Origin of the sequence: Myroides sp. NP-2 (assembly GCF_014145665.1) — a bacterium.
In the GTDB taxonomy this organism is placed as follows: domain Bacteria; phylum Bacteroidota; class Bacteroidia; order Flavobacteriales; family Flavobacteriaceae; genus Flavobacterium.
The window spans coordinates 77,668-97,251 of record NZ_JACHTD010000013.1; the positions used below are offsets into that span (position 1 = coordinate 77,668).

At 38.8% G+C, this 19,584-nt stretch carries 19 protein-coding genes; 13 read left to right on the forward strand and 6 right to left on the reverse strand.

Features of this window, described 5'->3' with window-relative positions; genetic code table 11:
* Window positions 1-166: 166 nt before the first annotated feature.
* On the reverse strand, window positions 167-2,290 hold the full coding sequence (locus H4K35_RS12885) for a Tex family protein (RefSeq protein ID WP_182628378.1): 2,124 nt from the start codon (window positions 2,288-2,290) through the stop codon (window positions 167-169).
* 56 nt (window positions 2,291-2,346) lie between these two features.
* Between H4K35_RS12885 and H4K35_RS12890 the strand changes: the two genes are divergently transcribed.
* Complete coding sequence (locus tag H4K35_RS12890; RefSeq protein ID WP_182628379.1) at window positions 2,347-2,610, forward strand: DUF1294 domain-containing protein; 264 nt, start codon at window positions 2,347-2,349, stop codon at window positions 2,608-2,610.
* A 20-nt stretch (window positions 2,611-2,630) separates the two neighbouring features.
* On the opposite strand, the gene H4K35_RS12895 is transcribed toward H4K35_RS12890, so the two are convergent.
* Entirely contained in the window at window positions 2,631-3,044 is a 414-nt protein-coding gene (locus H4K35_RS12895; protein ID WP_182628380.1) for a hypothetical protein, read from the reverse strand.
* A complete protein-coding gene (locus tag H4K35_RS12900) occupies window positions 3,028-4,329 on the reverse strand; it encodes an AAA family ATPase (RefSeq protein ID WP_182628381.1) in 1,302 nt (433 codons plus the stop codon). The genes H4K35_RS12895 and H4K35_RS12900 overlap by 17 nt, the downstream gene beginning before the upstream one ends.
* A 220-nt stretch (window positions 4,330-4,549) precedes the next feature.
* Here H4K35_RS12900 and H4K35_RS12905 point away from each other — a divergent pair, with 220 nt between their 5' ends.
* Window positions 4,550-5,368: a DUF4846 domain-containing protein gene (locus H4K35_RS12905; RefSeq protein ID WP_182628382.1), complete on the forward strand. Its 819-nt coding sequence runs from the start codon at window positions 4,550-4,552 to the stop codon at window positions 5,366-5,368.
* 8 nt (window positions 5,369-5,376) lie between these two features.
* Here H4K35_RS12905 and rpiB read toward each other — a convergent pair whose 3' ends face one another.
* Both rpiB and H4K35_RS12915 read right to left on the reverse strand, forming a co-directional pair.
* On the reverse strand, window positions 5,377-5,808 hold the full coding sequence (rpiB, locus tag H4K35_RS12910; protein WP_182628383.1) for a ribose 5-phosphate isomerase B: 432 nt from the start codon (window positions 5,806-5,808) through the stop codon (window positions 5,377-5,379).
* Window positions 5,809-5,856: 48 nt separating this feature from the next.
* Entirely contained in the window at window positions 5,857-7,470 is a 1,614-nt protein-coding gene (locus H4K35_RS12915) for an AMP-binding protein (RefSeq protein ID WP_182628384.1), read from the reverse strand.
* Window positions 7,471-8,138: 668 nt separating this feature from the next.
* Between H4K35_RS12915 and rnr the strand changes: the two genes are divergently transcribed.
* From rnr to H4K35_RS12970, 11 genes are all read left to right on the forward strand, one after another.
* On the forward strand, window positions 8,139-10,316 hold the full coding sequence (gene rnr / locus H4K35_RS12920; protein WP_182628385.1) for a ribonuclease R: 2,178 nt from the start codon (window positions 8,139-8,141) through the stop codon (window positions 10,314-10,316).
* Window position 10,317: 1 nt separating this feature from the next.
* Complete coding sequence (locus tag H4K35_RS12925) at window positions 10,318-10,986, forward strand: head GIN domain-containing protein (RefSeq protein ID WP_182628386.1); 669 nt, start codon at window positions 10,318-10,320, stop codon at window positions 10,984-10,986.
* Between the two features lie 109 nt (window positions 10,987-11,095).
* The gene (locus H4K35_RS12930) at window positions 11,096-11,773 is read left to right on the forward strand and encodes a LysE family translocator (RefSeq protein ID WP_182628387.1); all 678 of its coding nucleotides are present in this window, start codon (window positions 11,096-11,098) and stop codon (window positions 11,771-11,773) included.
* A 249-nt stretch (window positions 11,774-12,022) separates the two neighbouring features.
* Window positions 12,023-13,354, forward strand: coding sequence for a site-specific integrase (locus H4K35_RS12935; protein WP_003013274.1), 1,332 nt, complete (start codon window positions 12,023-12,025; stop codon window positions 13,352-13,354).
* 4 nt (window positions 13,355-13,358) lie between these two features.
* Window positions 13,359-14,360 carry a hypothetical protein gene (locus tag H4K35_RS12940; RefSeq protein ID WP_003013276.1) on the forward strand — a complete coding sequence of 334 codons (1,002 nt, stop codon included), beginning with the start codon at window positions 13,359-13,361 and terminating at the stop codon, window positions 14,358-14,360.
* A gap of 157 nt (window positions 14,361-14,517) precedes the next feature.
* A complete protein-coding gene (locus tag H4K35_RS12945) occupies window positions 14,518-14,817 on the forward strand; it encodes a helix-turn-helix domain-containing protein (RefSeq protein ID WP_003013280.1) in 300 nt (99 codons plus the stop codon).
* Between the two features lie 83 nt (window positions 14,818-14,900).
* Entirely contained in the window at window positions 14,901-15,863 is a 963-nt protein-coding gene (locus tag H4K35_RS12950; RefSeq protein WP_224200403.1) for an AAA family ATPase, read from the forward strand.
* A gap of 211 nt (window positions 15,864-16,074) precedes the next feature.
* Entirely contained in the window at window positions 16,075-16,887 is an 813-nt protein-coding gene (locus H4K35_RS12955; RefSeq protein ID WP_255492473.1) for a toprim domain-containing protein, read from the forward strand.
* 70 nt (window positions 16,888-16,957) lie between these two features.
* A complete protein-coding gene (gene mobC / locus H4K35_RS12960) occupies window positions 16,958-17,320 on the forward strand; it encodes a plasmid mobilization relaxosome protein MobC (RefSeq protein ID WP_003013287.1) in 363 nt (120 codons plus the stop codon).
* Complete coding sequence (locus tag H4K35_RS12965) at window positions 17,301-18,212, forward strand: relaxase/mobilization nuclease domain-containing protein (RefSeq protein ID WP_182628388.1); 912 nt, start codon at window positions 17,301-17,303, stop codon at window positions 18,210-18,212. The genes mobC and H4K35_RS12965 overlap by 20 nt, the downstream gene beginning before the upstream one ends.
* A gap of 4 nt (window positions 18,213-18,216) precedes the next feature.
* On the forward strand, window positions 18,217-18,891 hold the full coding sequence (locus H4K35_RS12970; protein ID WP_003013290.1) for a hypothetical protein: 675 nt from the start codon (window positions 18,217-18,219) through the stop codon (window positions 18,889-18,891).
* Window positions 18,892-19,240: 349 nt separating this feature from the next.
* On the opposite strand, the gene H4K35_RS12975 is transcribed toward H4K35_RS12970, so the two are convergent.
* A partial coding sequence (locus H4K35_RS12975; RefSeq protein WP_182628389.1) for an aminoglycoside 6-adenylyltransferase occupies window positions 19,241-19,584 on the reverse strand: 344 nt, incomplete at its 5' end.

A 19,584-nucleotide genomic window follows, 5' to 3' on the forward strand; every position in this document is an offset into this window, starting at 1 on the left:
CACCAAAAAAAGTGCCCGTTAAACATCGTCTAACAGGCACCTCACTTATAAAACATAATAAAAACACTACTTAACTTAACCTTATTGCATTTTCAAAAAAATGTATTTACATTTTCTTTAAATATAAAAACAAAGACTATGCCAAAGTATGTTTTTAATTTAAAAATTACAGAATCATAGAAAGTTGAATGCGTTTTTTTGCAAAATCAACATCCACTACTTTCACTTGTACGTGTTGGTGTAACTTCACTACTTCATTCACGTCGGAAACAAATCCTTCTTTTAGCTGGGAGATGTGAACCAAGCCACTTTCTTTAATTCCCACATCAACAAAACACCCAAAGTTGGTAATATTATTGACAATACCCGGCAATACTTGTCCAATTTTTAGATCCGTAATTTGCTTTACAGCAGGGTCAAATTCGAAGACTTTGGCTGCCTTACGCGGGTCCAATCCTGGTTTTTCCAATTCTTTTAAAATATCCGTTAAAGTTAAAATCCCTATATCTGCCGTTTCATATTTTTTTACATCAATCTTCCCAATGGCTTCTTTATTAGAGATTAAAGTATCCACGGTTACGTTTAGATCTTTTGCCATTTTTTCCACCACAGGATAGGCCTCTGGATGCACAGCTGAATCATCCAAGGGATGGGCTGCATTTTTAATTCGAATAAAAGCTGCCGCTTGTTGAAAGGCTTTTTCCCCTAATCGCGGTACCTTTTTCAACGTTGCTCTAGAGGTAAATGCCCCGTGCTCTGCTCGATATTGTACAATATTCTCCGCCATCTTCTCCCCTATTCCCGATACATAGCTCAACAAAGACTTGCTTGCGGTATTGATGTTAATGCCCACTTTGTTTACGCACTTCATCACAACAGTATCCAACTCGCTTTTCAGCAGGGTTTGATCAACATCGTGTTGATATTGTCCTACTCCAATCGACTTAGGGTCAATCTTTACCAATTCTGCTAAAGGATCTGCTAAGCGTCTTCCGATAGACACGGCTCCACGCACTGTTACATCGTAATTGGGAAACTCTTCTCGAGCGATCTTTGAAGCTGAATAGACCGAGGCTCCTGCTTCGTTAACCACAAAGACCTGTACAGGCTTATCGAAGGCTATTTTCTTGATAAAGAATTCGGTTTCCCTCGATGCAGTTCCATTTCCGATTGCAATGGCCTCTATGCGATAGGAATTGACCATAGACCGCACTTTTTTCATGGCAATTGCACTGTCTTTTTGCGGTGGATGCGGATAAATTGTTTCGTTGTACAACAGATTTCCATTTTCGTCCAAACACACAATTTTACATCCTGTTTTATAGCCTGGATCAATCGCTAAAATGCGTTTTTCCCCCAAAGGAGAAGCTAATAATAATTGGGCTAAGTTATCGGCAAAAACGGCAATAGAATTAGCATCTGCTTTGGCTTTGGCTTCGCCCAACACTTCATTAGACAAGGCAGGTTCCAACAAGCGTTTGTAGCTGTCCGCTACCGCTTTTTGCAGATAAGCCGCTGCTTCGCCTTTGCTCTTTATAATTGTCTGCTCCACAAATTGAAGCGCCTCTTCTTTGTCTACTGCAATATTCATGCGAATATAGCCTTCTTTTTCCGCGCGTAAAATAGCGAGTAATCGGTGGGCGGGAATCTTATATAGTGGTTCTGACCAATCGAAATACTGTTCGAATTTCTGCGCCCCTTCTTCTTCTATTTTTGCTTTGACCACTTTGGTCGCCACAATGGCCTCTCGTTGAAATTTTCGTCTCAATGCCTTGCGGATATACAAATGTTCATTGATCCATTCAGCAATAATATCACAGGCCCCTTGAATGGCTTTCTCCTCATCTTCGACCTCGTTTGTGATATACTTGCTCGCCATGGTTTGGATGTTCGTAGCATTTTGCGCCATAATAATTTTCGCCAAAGGTTCTAAACCTAAGGCTCTGGCAGTATCAGCCTTTGTTTTACGCGTTTTCTTATACGGCAAATACAAATCCTCTATTTCTATTAAATCAAAGCTCTGCTCGATCTTTGCACGCAATTCGTCTGTCAACTTCCCTTGCTCTTCAATCGACGCCAAAACAGACTCCTTTCGCTTGACAATTCCCACATAGAGATCGCGGTACTTGGCAATCTTTTCAATGGCCACTTCGTCTAAATTTCCAGTTCTATCTTTTCTATAGCGCGCAATAAAGGGGATGGTACATGCTTCATCTAACAAGGCTAAAGTGTTCTCAATACTTTTTATGGAAGCATCTACAGCTTGTTGAATAAAATGAATCAAGGTCATAATATATTATTTTAAGAATAGCTAAAATACTACCTTTGCGCCAATAAATAAATGAGATGAAGTTTTTATTCTTTTACATTTTTGCCATAAACTACATTACCTACTCTATGTTCAAAATTGACAAAGAGCGGGCGCAAAAAAACAAGAATCGAATTTCAGAAAAAAATCTGTTAACGCTTTGCTTCTTAGGAGGCAGCCTTGGCGGATGGTTAGCCATGAAACAATTGCGCCACAAAACCGCTAAGCAGAGTTTTAAGCTAAAGTTTTACGCCGTATTTATTATTCAGGTGGTTTTGTTTTTTGCGTTGTTTCGAAGATAGTTAAAACTAACCTTTATTTTTTAATAGCTGTATTCACGTTGATTCACCGCAATTTCTAACGCACAAGTATATTTCTCTTTTAAGTATTTCTTTTTCTTCTGGATAGAAGTATCCACTCTAGGCGATTTAGAACAAATAACATAGGCTGTTCTCCTTCTTTTAGAAGATTTACCCACAACTTCGATCGTTTCTATAATTTGCTCTAGTGCTTTACTTACATCTTGTCCTTTTAATTCGATATAAAAATCATCATAGGCAGTTACTAGCATAAAATCGCAAGCCCTACTGTTTTGAATATGACAGCCATCTACTTTGATTTTCGTAGATTTAATCTGTTGGGTATTTACTAACGTTAGCTTTCTTCCTTTCTCTTGAAAAACGAATTTGCTACGCGAATCTGTTTCTTTACATGTAGGATCAATCTTGTCCAGCATACTCAATGTCTAATAATTGATCAAACGCTCTTCCTATCGTATTGGACACCTCATCCAATAATGCTGCATCAATAATGCCATTTTCTTGATCCATTAAATCAGTAGCTCCACCCTGGTCTATTGCGTAGACCCCAAAAAGACTAGAGTCGAGAAGAGCCTCTCCTCCTATAATTTTTTCGACAGCTTCCCTTTTTGTTTCATCTTCCTTGACGAGATTTCCAGCATAAATTAAATTATTAAAAGAAGTAAGAATATAAGGGCTATGTGTTGTAATAAACAGCTGAAAATTAGAAGCATTACTTGTATAAACTTGGGCTAATAAGTCTACAATCTGTTTTTGAGCCGTAGGAAACAGATGAGCTTCTGGTTCCTCTATATATAATATGCACCCATCAGACGACCATTTTCTTTCATAAATAGCCTTCAAAATCAACAACATTGGCAATGACTCTTGTTGCCCTGAGGACACATTTTTCAACTCCACTTTTCTTTGATCCTCATGAAGGATGTATACTTGCCCTTCTTCTTCCTTGATATATCGTCCTCCAATGATCTGATTGACCAAAGTAGTAAATTGACTAGGGTTTTCCTGTAGTTCTTCCCCAGCACTTCTCATTTCTAAGTCTTCTAAAAGCTGGTAAATTGCTCCAAATCTCAACATAAAAGAATCTAGAGAAGAACTCATCTCTCCTTCTCCTTCCACAATAGAAAATATATTCCTATTAATAGTTGAAAAAAAACTACGCCCTGCAGGAACGAAAACTTGCTCTGCTAAATTTTCATTAAACTTTTCTCCTAATTTTACTCTGAAAAAACGTTCAATCTCTTTTCTGTGTTTTAAATATTGACTAATCCCTAAATCGCCAACTTTTAAAGTAGAATACTGTTGATTTAATTGAATTATTTCCTCCAATATAGTCGTATATTCTCTTGGTAATTCTATTTTTATTTCTCCACTGCCCTTTCCTCTAACAACATAGAGCAATCCACTGGTACTTTGATATACCACTTCAAAATAACCTTCGGACTTCCAAGCACTTTTGTCAAACATTTTACGAAAAACACCAATCATATTTCTTTCGTGATTTTCTACTGTTTCCAAAAATGAAATCCCTGTTCTACTCCCTAGATCATACAAGGTTTCTTTAAAAAAGTAAATCAACTTTACCACCACACTTTTCCCAACCCCCTGAGGACCAATCAAAATATTAATCGGCTTAATATCTAAGTCTAGCTTCTCTATTCCCGCGAAATTTTGTATTGATATTTTTTCTATCGGTTCCATTCCCCTATCATTTTTAAAAGTCGTATTAAAAATACGATTTATTTTATACCTACTACACAATCATTCTTATCTATTTTATGGAATATGTTAGCTGGAAGCTTTTTACATATAAAACAATAGTTACACTTTATCTATTTGCGCAACCACAATCAAACTGAAAACTCTTCTTTCATAATTCGTTGTTTTTCAATATCTTTAATTTTCAACTCAATTGCTTAGTATGAAATCCACTCTCTATTTATTGCTTACCAGTCTTTTGGTTTCTTGTGGAGAAAATACAAATAACTCCCCTTTTCTAGTCTTTTCTAAGGACAAAGTTACGGCAGAAGTTACTCCTCAAATAACCTACATCAACCCTAGTGGGATGACGGTGCAAACACGGTATAATGTTCCTGAAAATTACACTCGAAAGACCTATAGGCACCAAGATTTTGGCTATCATTTACAGCAGTTACCGCTAAAAGACTACGGTAAAAAGGTGAAGTACTACAATGGAAAAGACAAAAACACCCCTCAGGTGTATTCTTCTGTAGTGGATTTGCCTATTGGCGCAAAAGATTTACATCAATGTGCGGATGCCGCCATGCGTTTACGAGCCGATTTTTTATACCAACAAAAGCGATACGGCGAAATTTCCTTCCACTTTAACGATGGTCAACCGCGTGCGTATACCGACTATGTCAAGGGGGATTATTCCACTCAAACGTATTGGAACTATCTGGAACACATCTTCATGTACGCCAATACGAGTTCCCTAAAACAACAACTCCAATCTGTACCAAAAAACGAAGTACAAATTGGAGATATTTTATTGCAATCTGGCACGCCTTATGGCCATGCCGTAATCGTCATTGATATGGCTGAAAATCAAGCAGGAGATCGCCTTGTATTGCTTGCCCAAAGCTATATGCCTGCACAAGAACTCCAAGTACTAGAGAATCCCTCTTCCTCTGATGGCAATCCGTGGTATCGAATAGACCACGATCGCATCATCACTCCCAAATGGGAGTTTACTTCAGCCGATTGGAAAACCTGGTGAAAGGCAAGTTAAGAACAAGCAATTTTATTCACGCGATTAGCGTGACGACCGCCTTCAAATGCGGTATTCAAAAACGTTTCAACCATAGCAATAGCCTGTTCAATAGAAGTAAAACGCGCAGGAATACTGATAACATTTGCATCGTTGTGCAAACGCGCCAATTCAGCGATTTCTTTTGTCCAACACAACGCACAACGCACCCCTTGGTGTTTGTTCGCCGACATGGCAATTCCATTACCACTACCGCAAATAACAATTCCAAAATCCACAGTACCCTTTTCTACTGCTGTAGCGACTTGGTGTCCAAAATCCGGATAGTCCACGGAATCAAAACTATCTGTTCCATAGTTTGTTACTTCATATCCTTTGGCTTGTAAAAAATCGACAATGGCCTTTTTATACGCTGGCCCGGCATGATCATTTCCTATTGCTATTTTCATCTGTGTTGTTGTGTTATTATTCACTGACAAAGGTAAAACTTTTGCCTTTTATAATCCTAATTCTTCTACAGCTATTTGACGCATTTCCACCTTTCTAACTTTCCCTGAGATGGTCATTGGAAAAGAAGAAACGAACTTCCAATACTTAGGGATGCGATAATGGGCAATCTTCTGATCACAAAACTCACGCATGCTTTCCGCTGTTGCGGTTTTTCCTTCTTTGAGGATAATCCACGCCATAACTTCTTCCCCGTATTTTTCACTTGGTACCCCAATGACTTGCACATCGGCTACATCGGGATGGGTGTACAAGAAATCCTCTATCCACTTTGGTGAGATATTCTCTCCACCGCGAATAATCAAATCTTTTATTCGTCCGGTGATGGCTATAAACCCTTCCTCATCCATCGTCGCCAAATCTCCTGTATGCATCCATCGATTTTCATCGAGTACTTCAGCAGTTAAGGTGCGATTATTCCAATATTTCAACATGACGGAATATCCGCGTGTACACAGTTCACCTGCCTCTCCTCGAGGTACGATTCCCCCAGTTTCAGGATCGATAATTTTGATCTCCAAGTGATCTTGTACTGTTCCTACTGTGCTGACTTGTTTCTTTATATCAATGCCAATATGGGTTTGTGTGGACACAGGGGATGTTTCTGTCATCCCGTAACAAATACTGATCTCGTCCATATTCATTTCGGTTTTCACGCGTTTCATCACGTGTTCAGGACAGAGCGAACCAGCCATCACACCAGTGCGCAAAGACGACAAATCGTATTTCTTGAAATCAGCTAGTTGCAATTCAGCAATAAACATAGTCGGCACACCATAGAGCGAGGTACACTTTTCTTGTTCGACGACGGCTAGTGTTTTGGCGGGATCGAAACTATCATTGGGAATAACGATGGTAGCTCCATGAGAGGTGCAACACAAATTGCCGATAACCATACCAAAACAGTGGTAAAAAGGAACAGGAATACACACGCGATCTTGGGCACTATAGTTCAAGCGAATGCCAATAAAATAACCGTTGTTTAAGATATTGTGATGGGTCAGTGTTACCCCTTTGGGAAAACCCGTAGTTCCTGAGGTATATTGGATGTTAACTGCTTCTCCAAACTGTACAGAATCTTCTATTTCTGCTAATACTGCTGCATTTATTTTCTGGCCTTCAGCCACAAAACGATCCCATTCTTCACCAAGGAAAACCACTTCCTGTAGGGATGGGCAATCTTCGCGTACCAAGGAAATCATTTTTCGATAATCGCTTGTTCGGTAGGATTCTGCCGATATGATGGCCTTTATCTCCGATTGATTGACCGCAAATTCTAATTCATGTGCGCGATAAGCGGGATTCAAATTGACTAATATAACGCCAATTCGAGCCGTAGCATATTGCAAGAGTACCCACTCATAACAATTAGGCGCCCAAATCCCCACGCGATCTCCTTTTTCAATATTTAAAGCCAAAAGCGCTTGCGCTACTTGCCCCGTTTGTTCAAAAAATTCGCTATACGTCGCACGATAGTTCTGATGCGCACTAATTAACGCTTCATTATCTGGATATAAGGCCGTTATTTTTCTTAAATTTTCTCCTATTGTCTCTCCTAACAATGGAATATTAGATGCTCCATGCACATAAGATATTGCTTTCATTTTTCACTTTCGTTTTTTTATTGGTTTTCCTAAAATACAAAAAAAAAGGAAAGGTCTCCCTCCTTTTGCAATATCTTATCAAACCCGACAACGCTTTCTTTGTACAGTAGATTTTCCTACTGCTTCCTATCAGGAACAAACAACATCCCCCGACATTTCCTTTTAGCTACTTTGGATCAACTTCGAGTGTGCTTCGAGTGTGCTTCGACAAATTCCTATTTTATCGAAGTAAACTCTAAGAAGAGTCGAAGAACAGTTGGAGAACAAACAAGACAAACAAGACAAAAACAAAACCAAAAGGACAGAAAAAATGCCGTGCTTTAAGTGCTTGCTTCAGTTCTTAAAACTAGAAAAAAAGAAATAAATGCTGTATAAATGAGAAAAAAGAAATACTTTTGATCCAGTTTTCTGAATGAATTACACTTTTTTAAGGACTAAAAACAAGTAGAAATCAAGTGAAAAGACTTAGACCTCAACTGATTCTTCTTGTGTTCTTTACCGAAAAAATGAAAAACTATCGATTGATATAGTTGAGATTAGCACACTTTTTATCCCCCGTAATTCACAATAATAACACAAAAAACGACCTTTTATTCCTCAGAATAAAGAGTATTTCGTACATTTAAACAACTTTCCATGGCCAAAAGGCTGGGAAAAAAATCAAGAAAATGGCAAAAAAAATTAGACATAAAAAGAAAAAACAATTTGATTTTTCGAACAAGATTTTAAAATTTTTAGGAAAAAATCCTTCCAAATCTTTTAACTATAAACAAGTAGCTGCCCAACTCGAAGTAGTGGATACCCAAGGCAGAAATGAGATTATTAAAGAACTAAAATTCTTGCTTTCCAAAACGCTTATCGAAGAAGTTGAGGTAGGGAAGTACCGCTTTGTTCCCAAAGCAAATTACGTAGAGGGACACATAGATATGACGAGTCGAAAAACGGCATATTTGGTGAGTGAAGAACTTGAAGAGGATGTTTTCATTCCGACCAACAATTTAAACAAAGCCCTAGATGGGGATTTGGTAAAAGCCTACATTTACAATAAGCGAAAAGGCCGAAAGCCAGAAGCCGAAGTTGTTGAGGTATTAGAACGCCATCGTACGCAATTTGTTGGGGTTATCGAGATTCAGAAAAACTTTGCTTTTGTTACGACAGCCGATGCAAAAATGTACACGGATATTTTTATTCCTAAAGACAAATTTTTGGATGCTCAACCTGGAGACGTGGTATTGGTTGATTTAGAAGATTGGCCAGAGAATGCAGATAGTCCATTTGGTAGAGTAGTCAAAGTACTGGGTAAACAAGGGGAGCACAACACCGAAATCCACGCTATTTTGGCAGAATATGGTCTTCCAAGTGAATTTACAAAAGAGGTAGAAGAATTTGCCAACAAACTCGATACGTCGATTCAGGAAGAAGAAGTAGCAAAACGCCGCGATATGCGCGATGTTCTAACATTCACCATTGATCCAAAAGACGCTAAAGACTTTGATGATGCCCTGTCTTTCCAAATCTTAGAAAATGGAAATTACGAGATCGGGGTACATATTGCCGATGTTTCTCACTATGTACAACCGGGGACTATTTTAGATGATGAAGCCTTTCACCGTGCGACGTCGGTGTATTTAGTCGACCGAACGGTTCCTATGCTTCCCGAAGTGCTGTCCAATTTTGCTTGTTCACTTCGTCCTCACGAGGATAAATATACATTCTCTGCGGTGTTTGAACTCAATGCTAAAGGCGAGATAGTGAATGCTTGGTTTGGCCGTACAGTAACGCATTCCGATCAACGCATGGCTTATGAAGAAGCCCAATACATCATTGAAACACAAGATCGAACGGTTCCTGAAGCCATTTCCATTACGGGAGAAGCGCAAGAAATTAGCGAAGAAGTTGCCCAAGCCGTGCTAACGTTGAATCGATTGGCCATTATCTTACGTCAAAAGCGCATGAAAGCTGGTGCAATTTCCTTTGATAAAGTAGAAGTAAAATTCAACTTAAACAGCGAAAGTGAGCCTGTAGGCGTGTTCTTTAAAGAAGCCAAAGAAGCCAACCACTTGATCGAAGAATTCATGCTATTGGCGAATAGAAAAGTTTCTGAATTTATCGGCAAACAGAAAAAAACCTTTGTATACCGTATTCACGACGAGCCAGATCAAGATAAATTGTTTGGTTTACAATCCGTTATATCAAGGTTTGGTCATTCGCTAAATTTCAAATCGAGAGATACGATTTCCAAATCCTTAAATGAATTATTGAAAAATGTACAAGGTAAAAAGGAACAAAACTTAGTCGATACCTTGGCGATTAGAAGTATGAGCAAAGCTAGCTATTCAACACAGAATATCGGACACTACGGTTTGGCTTTTGACTACTATTCACACTTTACATCTCCGATTCGACGTTATCCAGACGTAATGGCACACCGTTTGTTAGAATTCTATTTACACGGTGGAAATTCAGCCAATGTAGAAGAATACGAAACCAAATGTAAACACTGTTCCGCTATGGAGAGTTTGGCAGCAAATGCAGAACGAGACAGCATCAAATACATGCAAGTGAAGTATATGCAGGACCAAAAAGACAAAGCTTTTGTAGGGGTTATTTCAGGTGTCACAGAATGGGGGATTTATGTAGAAATCATCGAAAACAAATGTGAAGGTATGGTGCGTATACGCGAGATTAAGGAAGACTATTACGTATACGATGAAAAACAATATGCATTACTTGGACAAGCAACCAACAACACGCTTCAATTAGGAGATACTGTTGTGGTATCGGTTAAGAATGCAGATTTAGTTAAAAAACAATTGGACTTTAATTATATTCAAAAATTAAACTAACATGAAAAAAATAATAGTTCTATTTATTGCGTTATGTGGAACAATTGGCTTTGCTCAAGAGGTTAAAGAAGTAGGAGAGTTTAGCAATGTCAATGTTTTTGACAAAATCGAACTGACCTTAGTTCCATCAACAGAAACTAAGATGGAGGTTTCAGGGAGCAATACAAAAGAAGTAACCTTTGTAAACAAAAATGGAAACTTGAAAATCAAAATGAATTTCAGCAGTAGTTTTCAAGGAGGAAATACGCAGGTAAAACTATACTACAAGGCGCTTGAGGAGATCATTGCTGAAGAAGGAGCTAGTGTTGACAGCAAAGAGGTTGTTAAGGCTACAAACTTGAGAATTCACAGCAAAACAGGAGCTTCGGTAGCATTAAAAGTAGAGACAGAAAAATTAATTGTGCGAAGCTATACTGGAGGAACGATTGCCTTAACAGGAAAAACCAATACACAAGATATATTAGCCAATGCTGGAGCAAGTGTTTACAATGAAAAACTAGTGAGTAAACAGACTGAAGTAACAGTAAATGCTGGTGGTACAGCCAAAGTAAATGCCACAGATCTGGTGGATGCTAAAACTAGAGCAGGAGGAGAGGTTATCATCTTTGGAAACCCAAAACAAATCAATGAAAAAGTGGTAATGGGCGGAAGCATCAAAAAGGAGAACTAAAAGTATTTATTTTTTTCTTATTCTATTGTCATAAAAAACCGTACCTTGCCGTAGGTAATAAACATAGGTGCCAATATATCAAGTATATTGGCATTTTTAATTGTGGTAAATGATCGATGACTTAATTACAGGTGTTACCTTGGGGTTTTTCCTAAGTTTCATGATTGGTCCTGTATTTTTTATTCTTATTGAAACGAGTATTACAAGGGGAATTCGAGCGGCTCTTGCGTTTGATATGGGCGTAATTCTCGCTGATGCCCTGTTTTTCACCATTGCCTTTTTTAGTAGCTTTCGCTTGATAAATTCGATCAAAGACGATCCAGCTCTATTTATTTTCGGTGGGTTATTGATGTTGACCTATGGAATTATTTCCTTTGTCAAGCTCAAAAAAGTACAAGTTCACACCATCCAAATTGCGCCTCCTAACTTAAAAAGAGAGTACTTAAATCTCTTTGTCAAAGGATTTCTACTCAACTTTATTAATGTGGGTGTTTTGGGCTTTTGGTTGGCAATTATCATCACATTAGGCCCTAAGATGGACATGGATACTGAACGCATGTTTTTATTCTTCTCCTTCGCTATTGCTGCCTATTTTGTAACAGATGTATTCAAAATTCTTTTAGCTAAGCAATTGCGCAAGAAGCTAACAGCAGAAAATATTCTCAAGGTAAAAAAAATCAGCAGTGTTCTACTCATGATCTTTGGGCTAGTCATTATGGTTAAAGCCTTTATTCCCACATCAGATAAAGAATTAAACTTGCCAATCCCTCGATTGGAACGAAAATAGAAAAAGGATAGCATGAAGCTATCCTTTTTTAGTTTGCGATTAACTAAATAAAAAAAGCCCTAACTTTCGTTAGAGCTTTTAGTAAGTCGGGGTGGCAGGATTCGAACCGTTATCATATCTTACTTTTACTTTTCTTATTTTACTCTGATTATTAGGTATTTACAAATTTTATTACCTATCTTTACCTAACCTTACAAAGGTAAAATATGGTAATATTAAGCATTTCTGTCCGAAATATGTCCGAGAAATATGAAAGTGAATTTTTATTTAGATAAGCCCTATAATCCCGATATTTCGCCTGAAAAGGTCAAACAGGAATTGGCAAAGGTTGGAGGGAAAAAGAAGAACCTTGCACAAAAGTTCTGGAATCCATCGCCCACTGCACTGTATCTCTTCTTTTCACCGGATAAATCCTGTAGGATAAAATACAGGACAAACTATAAGATATTGCCCAAAAGTTGGGATTTTGAAAAGGAAAGGCTTAAACCAAGTGCCAGCGGAGCGTTGGAATTCAATGTTGAACTGAACAACCTTGCAAACTGCTGTACAAGGGAAGCAATGCGAAAAAAAGAAACAAACCAGTTTCTTTCCAAAGAGGATTATAAACAGATTGTACAGGACTGTATTGACAGGGACAATGCCGTCAATAGTGAAATATCCATTTCCCACCTGAAAACCCAGTTCCTTTCCTACAAATCCAATTTTGTCAAAGAGGGTACGTTAAAAGAATACCGGACAGTCTTTAAGGGATTGGAGGATTTTGAGAAGCATAAGGGAACAAAACTTATCCTTAGGGAAATGGACGGTAAATTTCTCGATCAGTTTGAGGTATTTCTAAGCAGGAAAAAGAACACGAACGATGGAGATAAAGAGGGCTTGCTGAATGACACCATCCACAAGTACATCTCCACGTTAAAGGTATTCCTAAAGTGGTGCAACGACAATGATTATTTGGTGCATCCCGATGTCTTCAAGACCCAGAAGACAAACTTTAAGAAGAAAGCCTACAATGAGATCATTGCCCTGTCAGAATCCGAAATACAGAAACTGATGAACCATGATCTTTCGGACAGACCCAGTCTGGAAAGGGTACGGGATCTGTTCTGTCTATTGTGCTACACAGGGCAAAGATTTGAGGATCTGATCAACTTTGACCCAAAGGACATAAAAAACAATGCTTGGGACTTCATTTCGGTAAAAGTCAAAAAAAGGGTGATCGTACCTTTTGAGGGGTATATTGCCCCAGCAAAGGATATCTTGGAGCGTATCGGTTACTCCGTGCCCAAGATATCCAACCAGAAGTTCAATGAATATATCAAAACTGTCGGCAAACTGGCAGGAATGGACGAAATCATAAAGATCACAAGGTATTCAGGTAAGCAAAAGCTGGTGATAGAAAAAAGGAAGTACGACTTCCTATCGAGCCATGTCGGCAGAAGATCAATGGTAACGAACCTATTGAGCAGGAACGTACCCATTACACTTGTGCAGAAACTGACCGCACATTCCGACATAAGGACTTTAATGAAATACGAATCGGCAAACACGGATTCGTTAATCGATGCACTGAACAAATTTTAAAATTATGAACAGTAAATATTTCAGAAGAAGAAAACCGTTTGACTTTGATCCGCATCCATTGGACGTGGGCGTCCCTTTTTCCAAGAACGATACGCATGCGGATGTACACTTTCTTATAAAAGTTCAGCGACTTCCAGAGAGTCAACTTGAAGATCTCTTTTTGCGCCACTTCAACTATTACAAAGCTGAATTCAACGATACTGACGGCAGAGAGTTTTTTAAAGAATTATGGCAGACTGTTAATTCCGAGCTAAAAAAGGAAAGAAGCAAATCACAGGAAAAGCTGTCGGCGACACAGAAAAGAAGAAACGACCTTAGAATACAGAAATTCCAGTATTTCATCGAGAATATCCTTCCCAAATATGACCGATGGAATTTCACGGTAAGTCTGTCAAAAAAATATGAGATAGTCAGCGAGCAACTATTGCAAGAAGTAAAGAGCAAAACTCAAATAGAATTCCAGCGGACACAGGAATTGATCGATTCGGCATTTACGAAACTTGCCAATTCATCCAATGCAAGTACAGAATCCAATATAAATACCATAAAAACTATTCTGGAGAACTATCTAGATTCGAACAAAGAGGAACAGGAAGAATTAAAAAAGCAATTCATCCAGAAACAAAATCTCGATCGTTTGCTAGCACAGTATAATACGACATTAAAAGAATTGGATGAATTTAAAGAACAGGTTAAAAAGCTCAAAAAAGAGAAATCCCGATTGAATTCCTTGGATCATCATAAAATCAATATACTGAACGGCGACAAACTTAATCTGATCGCGTTGTTTGATGAATTTATGAAAGCAAAGATAATAATCAACGGAAAAGCAGAAACATTCCTAGGGACTAACGCCCATATAACATGGGCAAAAATCATTTCCAATCATTTTTTGGAACATGATAAGCCAATTCCATTCGGAACAGTAGAGAACTATTTTTGTGACGGTAAACCCACCGACATTGACAATTCAGATCGCAAATTCAAAATTATTCCAATTGAATAGCCAGAAGATAAATCATACCACCCCCTTGCAGAGATGCCGTTCAAAATTCTGAACGGCATTTTTTGTGGTCTTGCTTGCCCAATTTTGTGTCAAGTTAATTAAACGAAGAAAGTGGCCATGACTTCGACATTCTTAAATTGATAAACATGAGCAAAGTATGATTACACTGGATCGAAATGCCCTTAGAGATTGTGTCAAGGATGCAGTTAGGGAAGAACTACAGGTTTTTATTTCAAAGGTTGGTAATATGGACGATCCTCCGCAAAAAAAGCAACCGACAAAACTAATGACCAAAAAGGAAATGGCAAACGAGCTTGATATTTCCCTTGTCAGCCTGACCGAATGGATGAAACAGGGGCGTATTCCCTATAAACGTATGGGAAAGCGCATTTACTTCAACAAAGAAGATGTTATGGCATCCATGACGAACTTCAACCATAACAAAGGAGGTAAATAATGATCTCGTTTAACCAGGACATAGCCACTGCATTGGATAGGGCTATAGTAAAAATAACAGATAAATTTTTAGAACCTCCGATCATGATAACAATCAGCAATTCCGATTCCGTTATCGGTACATTAGGAAATTTCAGCGCATCCACCGGAAAGGCCAAGAGTAGGAAAACATTCAATGTGATTTCATTGGTCGCTGCTGCATTGAGCGGAAAACAGATATTACAGTATAAGGTCAAAGTTCCCATAAACCGTCCATTGGTACTGTACTGCGATACGGAGCAGAGCAGATTCCATTGCCACAGGTTGATTTCAAGGGTTTACAAACTCATAAATTACCCGACAACGGAAGTCCATGAAAACCTAAAATTTATATCCCTGAGGGAATACCCCACTAAAGAGCGCATAAGTATCATCGAATATGCCCTGTCCAAATATGCGGGCAAAATATGTCTGGTCATCATAGACGGGATCAGGGATCTTGTTTACGACATCAATAATGCTACGGAAGCGACCGAAATTACCGGCAAGCTGATGAAATGGTCACAGGAGCTGAATATACACATCCATACCGTACTGCACCTAAACAAGGGTGATGACAACACCAGAGGGCATTTGGGGACAGAATTGAACAATAAGGCTGAATCCATATTACAGGTCACCAAAAGCGATCTGGATACAAACTACAGCACCGTGGCGCCAAAGTTCATCAGGGATATCGAGTTTGAGCCATTTACCTTTTTTATCGATGATGGTTTGCCCGTACTGGATGAGAACTTTGACCTGTCAGGTACAGTATCGAGAAAGGGATTCGACTATCAGGAGCTTTCCAAAGAGAACCATCGGGAAGTGTTACAGGAAATGTTCAACGGCAGTGAAATAACCTGCACATATGATGAATATGTTGGCAGATTACGGAATGCGTATCTGGCAAAGGGCTTCAATTTCGGCATCAATAAAGCCAAACAGCTGAAGACATTTCTGGAAAACAAACGGATGGTCATCAAAAACGATAAGACCTACCGGTTCAACCCTGAATTCTATTATTAAAAAACAGGTTTAGTTTAGTCCGCCCCTATATAGTAATAGACTAAACTAAACCTACTTTAAAATTAAGATTATGACATGTGATGAATTAAAGCGCATACCGCTCATATCCATATTAAATTATCTACAGATACCATGCGCAAGGATGAACAGCCGTGAAGCATGGTTTAAAAACCCATTCAATGGAGGAGACGAAAGAACGGCTTCGACAAAGTTGGATATCCATAGGAATATCTGGTACTCGCATTCGGAAGGATTCGGAGGAAATAACATTGACTTCCTGATGAAGTTTTTGGATACGGAAAACCTATCAACTGTTTTAGATTGGGCTGATGAAAGAAAAAATATCTTTTCTTTTCACCAGCAGACCGTATTGGATAAAGTACAGGTCATGCAACAAGAAAATGAACGCGCTTACACCATCCTTTCCGTTGAGCCTCTCGGAAACAAAGCTCTGACAGACTATCTGACCGACGTACGCAAAATAGATATTGAAATTGCCAGAGTATACTGTCAGGAAATCTATTACCGGACGGCAAAAGGACAGACGTACTTTGCCGCAAGTTTTAAGAATGATGCAGGTGGATACGAACTGCGCAACAGCTATGATAAACGCTCCCTATTGACAAAGGGGATCACCACGATCGATAACGGCAACAAAGATGTTGTTTTGTTTGAGGGCTTCACGGATCTGCTATCCTTTATGACGTTAAAAAAGAATGCAGGTAAGCCGTATCTAAATACGAACTTCTGTATCCTGAATACGACCGCCAATCTGCAAAAAGCATATCCATTCTTAGGGCGACATAACGGAATAACAAGCTATCTGGACACAGATAGCAGTGGTTTAAAATCGTACAACAGTTTGCGAAGCCATTTTGAAAAAACGCACACCGTAAAAAATGGAATGGAAGAATTGCAGAGGCAAGACAACAGGATCAAGGATGTCAATGACTATCTGATTTTCACATCATCCAAAGAACAGACCCAAAATATTCAATCGGGAAGAAAACTATCGAATAGGTAGGAAGCAAGGTTGTGTTTTGGTGACCCCAAAACCGATTGGCTCCCGATGGTCACAGCTAAAAAGAAACAAGATGAAAAATAACAAGAAAAAAGGCGGAAGACCCGCACTCGAAAATAAAAAACAGTTCAGGATCAATGTCCGTTTCGATGAAAGCGAACATAACAGAGTTTTGCATAATGCAAAAATTGCAGGTATGAGCAAATCGGAATGGGTACGCAAATCTGCGATCCTACGAAAAATTACACCTAGGTTTACCGAAGAACAATTGAAAGCTTTTAGGGCGATTACTGGGGCTTCGAACAATCTAAATCAGCTAACTAAAAAAGCACACCAGTCTGGACTGATTGAGGTGACACAGGAATGCAAAAATACGATCCATCACATTAACCATTGTATCAATAAACTACTGCACCATGATAGCGAAGATAATTGAGGGCCGATCTTTCGGCGGATGCGTTGGATACGCCCTGAAAAAAGATAGTGAGATTATCCATGTAAATGGATTACGGACGGATTCGGCAAAGACCATCACACAGGACTTTAATTTTCAGCGGATGCTGAATCCAAGATTGGGCAAGGCAGTCGGACACATTATTCTTTCGTGGAATACAGAAGATAAAAACAAGCTGAATAATGACATCATGCTATCCGCAGCTAAGCGTAATTTATCAAAATTAGATATTAGGGATACCCAATGCTTAATGGTGCGCCACCACGACCGCCAACATGATCATATCCATATTATTTTTAATCGGGTAAACGATCATGGCAAAACTATCTCCAATAGCAATCAGCGGTATAAGAGCTTTAAAGCTTGTAAAGAATTAAATGCATTATATGGCTTTAAGCAGTCCGAAGGAAAACGAAATGTCAACAGAGGTAGACTGAAAGGTAATGATCTAACGAAATACCAAATTTACGACACCGTCAAGGCAGGCATACGACACAGTAAAAACTGGAAGGAACTACAAAATTATATCCGTTACAGAGGTGTGGAAATGCAGTTTAAATATAGATTGGGGTCGGATGAGGTTCAAGGTATTTCGTTCATCAAAGATGAACAGACATTTCGGGGTTCTGCCATAGACCGCTCATTGAGCTTCGGACAGATCGACAAGGCTTTAAATAGCATAGATAATTCTATTGAACTAAATCAAATTACTGGAAGCTATGTTTCGAAGGATCATTCTATAGACAGAAATATCGGAGAAACACTTGGTCACATAACATCAGCTTTATTTTCGAACCCCGAAATTACACCAGAGCAAGATGATCCGTTGATCAAGAAAAGAAAAAAGAAAGAGAATTACGGACTAAAACGTTAATACCATGAACACAGAATTAGAAAATATACAGCAACAGGTAAGCGCATTGCAGGAAAACACAGACTTGATCACGCAGGATATTGTACGAATAATGCCTACAATTGTCTCCCTACTTTCTGAAAATGAAAAGAAAATGCAGGAATTTCATGAAATGCGAGCAAAGGATCAGGAACTACTACAACAGATCAAGCAATTTATTAAAAGAGAAAACGATGTACTATCTAAGATCATTAACGATTATGGGACACTTCAGGATGTAGCTAATGAAATCTCCACAATAACTAGACAGGAATTAGCTGTATTAACAATCAAAGAAAAAGACATTGTTTCAAAGATAGCTGAAATTCCTGATCAGGTCATTGTAAAACATCATTACGGCATTGATCTCAAATCAACACCTCTGATCATTGTTATGATAGCATTATCTACCATTATTTCGCTAGGTCTCGGTGTTCTATACGAGAAGAACAAACAATTAGACGATAGAAAATCGTATGAAATGCGTTACCGAATGATAGAATTGGAGCTACCGCATGTAACATCGCATATCGATTCTACTCATTCTCTTAACCCTAAGAAATTCCATAATTTGGTGATTAAAAGAGAGGAAGAAAATAAACTATTAAACAGTATAGACCAAAAACGTCAGGAGATCAAAAACTTAAACAGTCCTGAATAACGGCTCGGCGACTTGGCGAAGTAGCGAAGCTGTATCGAAGATACAAAAGCGGAGCTATTTAGCCAAGTCGCTTGTTGTAAGCAGTCCGCGAAGCGGCGGCTTACGGCAAGCGACGTAAGTCGCCGAGCCATTGTTAGCAAGGAGCGCAGCGGCGGCTTACGGCAAGCGACGTAAGTCGCCGAGCCATTGTTAGCAAGGAGCGCAGCGGATTGCTAACGTGCCGCGTATTGGCGATGGGCGGGATTTTTAGCACTGAACTTTAATCGAAGAACAGAAGTTGAATTTTGCACTTCCGTTGATACGAAGCCGTTCAGCCCGCCTATTGCCAATACGATGTTGTACAACGTAGTTATGTTTTGGGTTTTAGTCCAGCTAAATATTTTCGTATGTCATTTTCTAATTTATCCGGGTATTTGTACTCTAATTTTTTTGACAATTCAGTTCCTATTTCTGAAACTAAATCAGTCATTGAAAATAGAGCAGTCCAATTTTCCTTTATATCGCTCCCTGAAAATGTTTGTTCTGTTTTAGCCCACATTTCCTGGTTAAGATACTTTTTGAAAAGCCGTCCATATTTATTGGTCGTTATGTTCCAATTGTGTTCACTTGCAATGTGCCATTCAATTAAAGGAATTAAATATTCTGTGCGAATAACGGTTTCCGACATAAATTTCGCATAGAATATTTCATCTC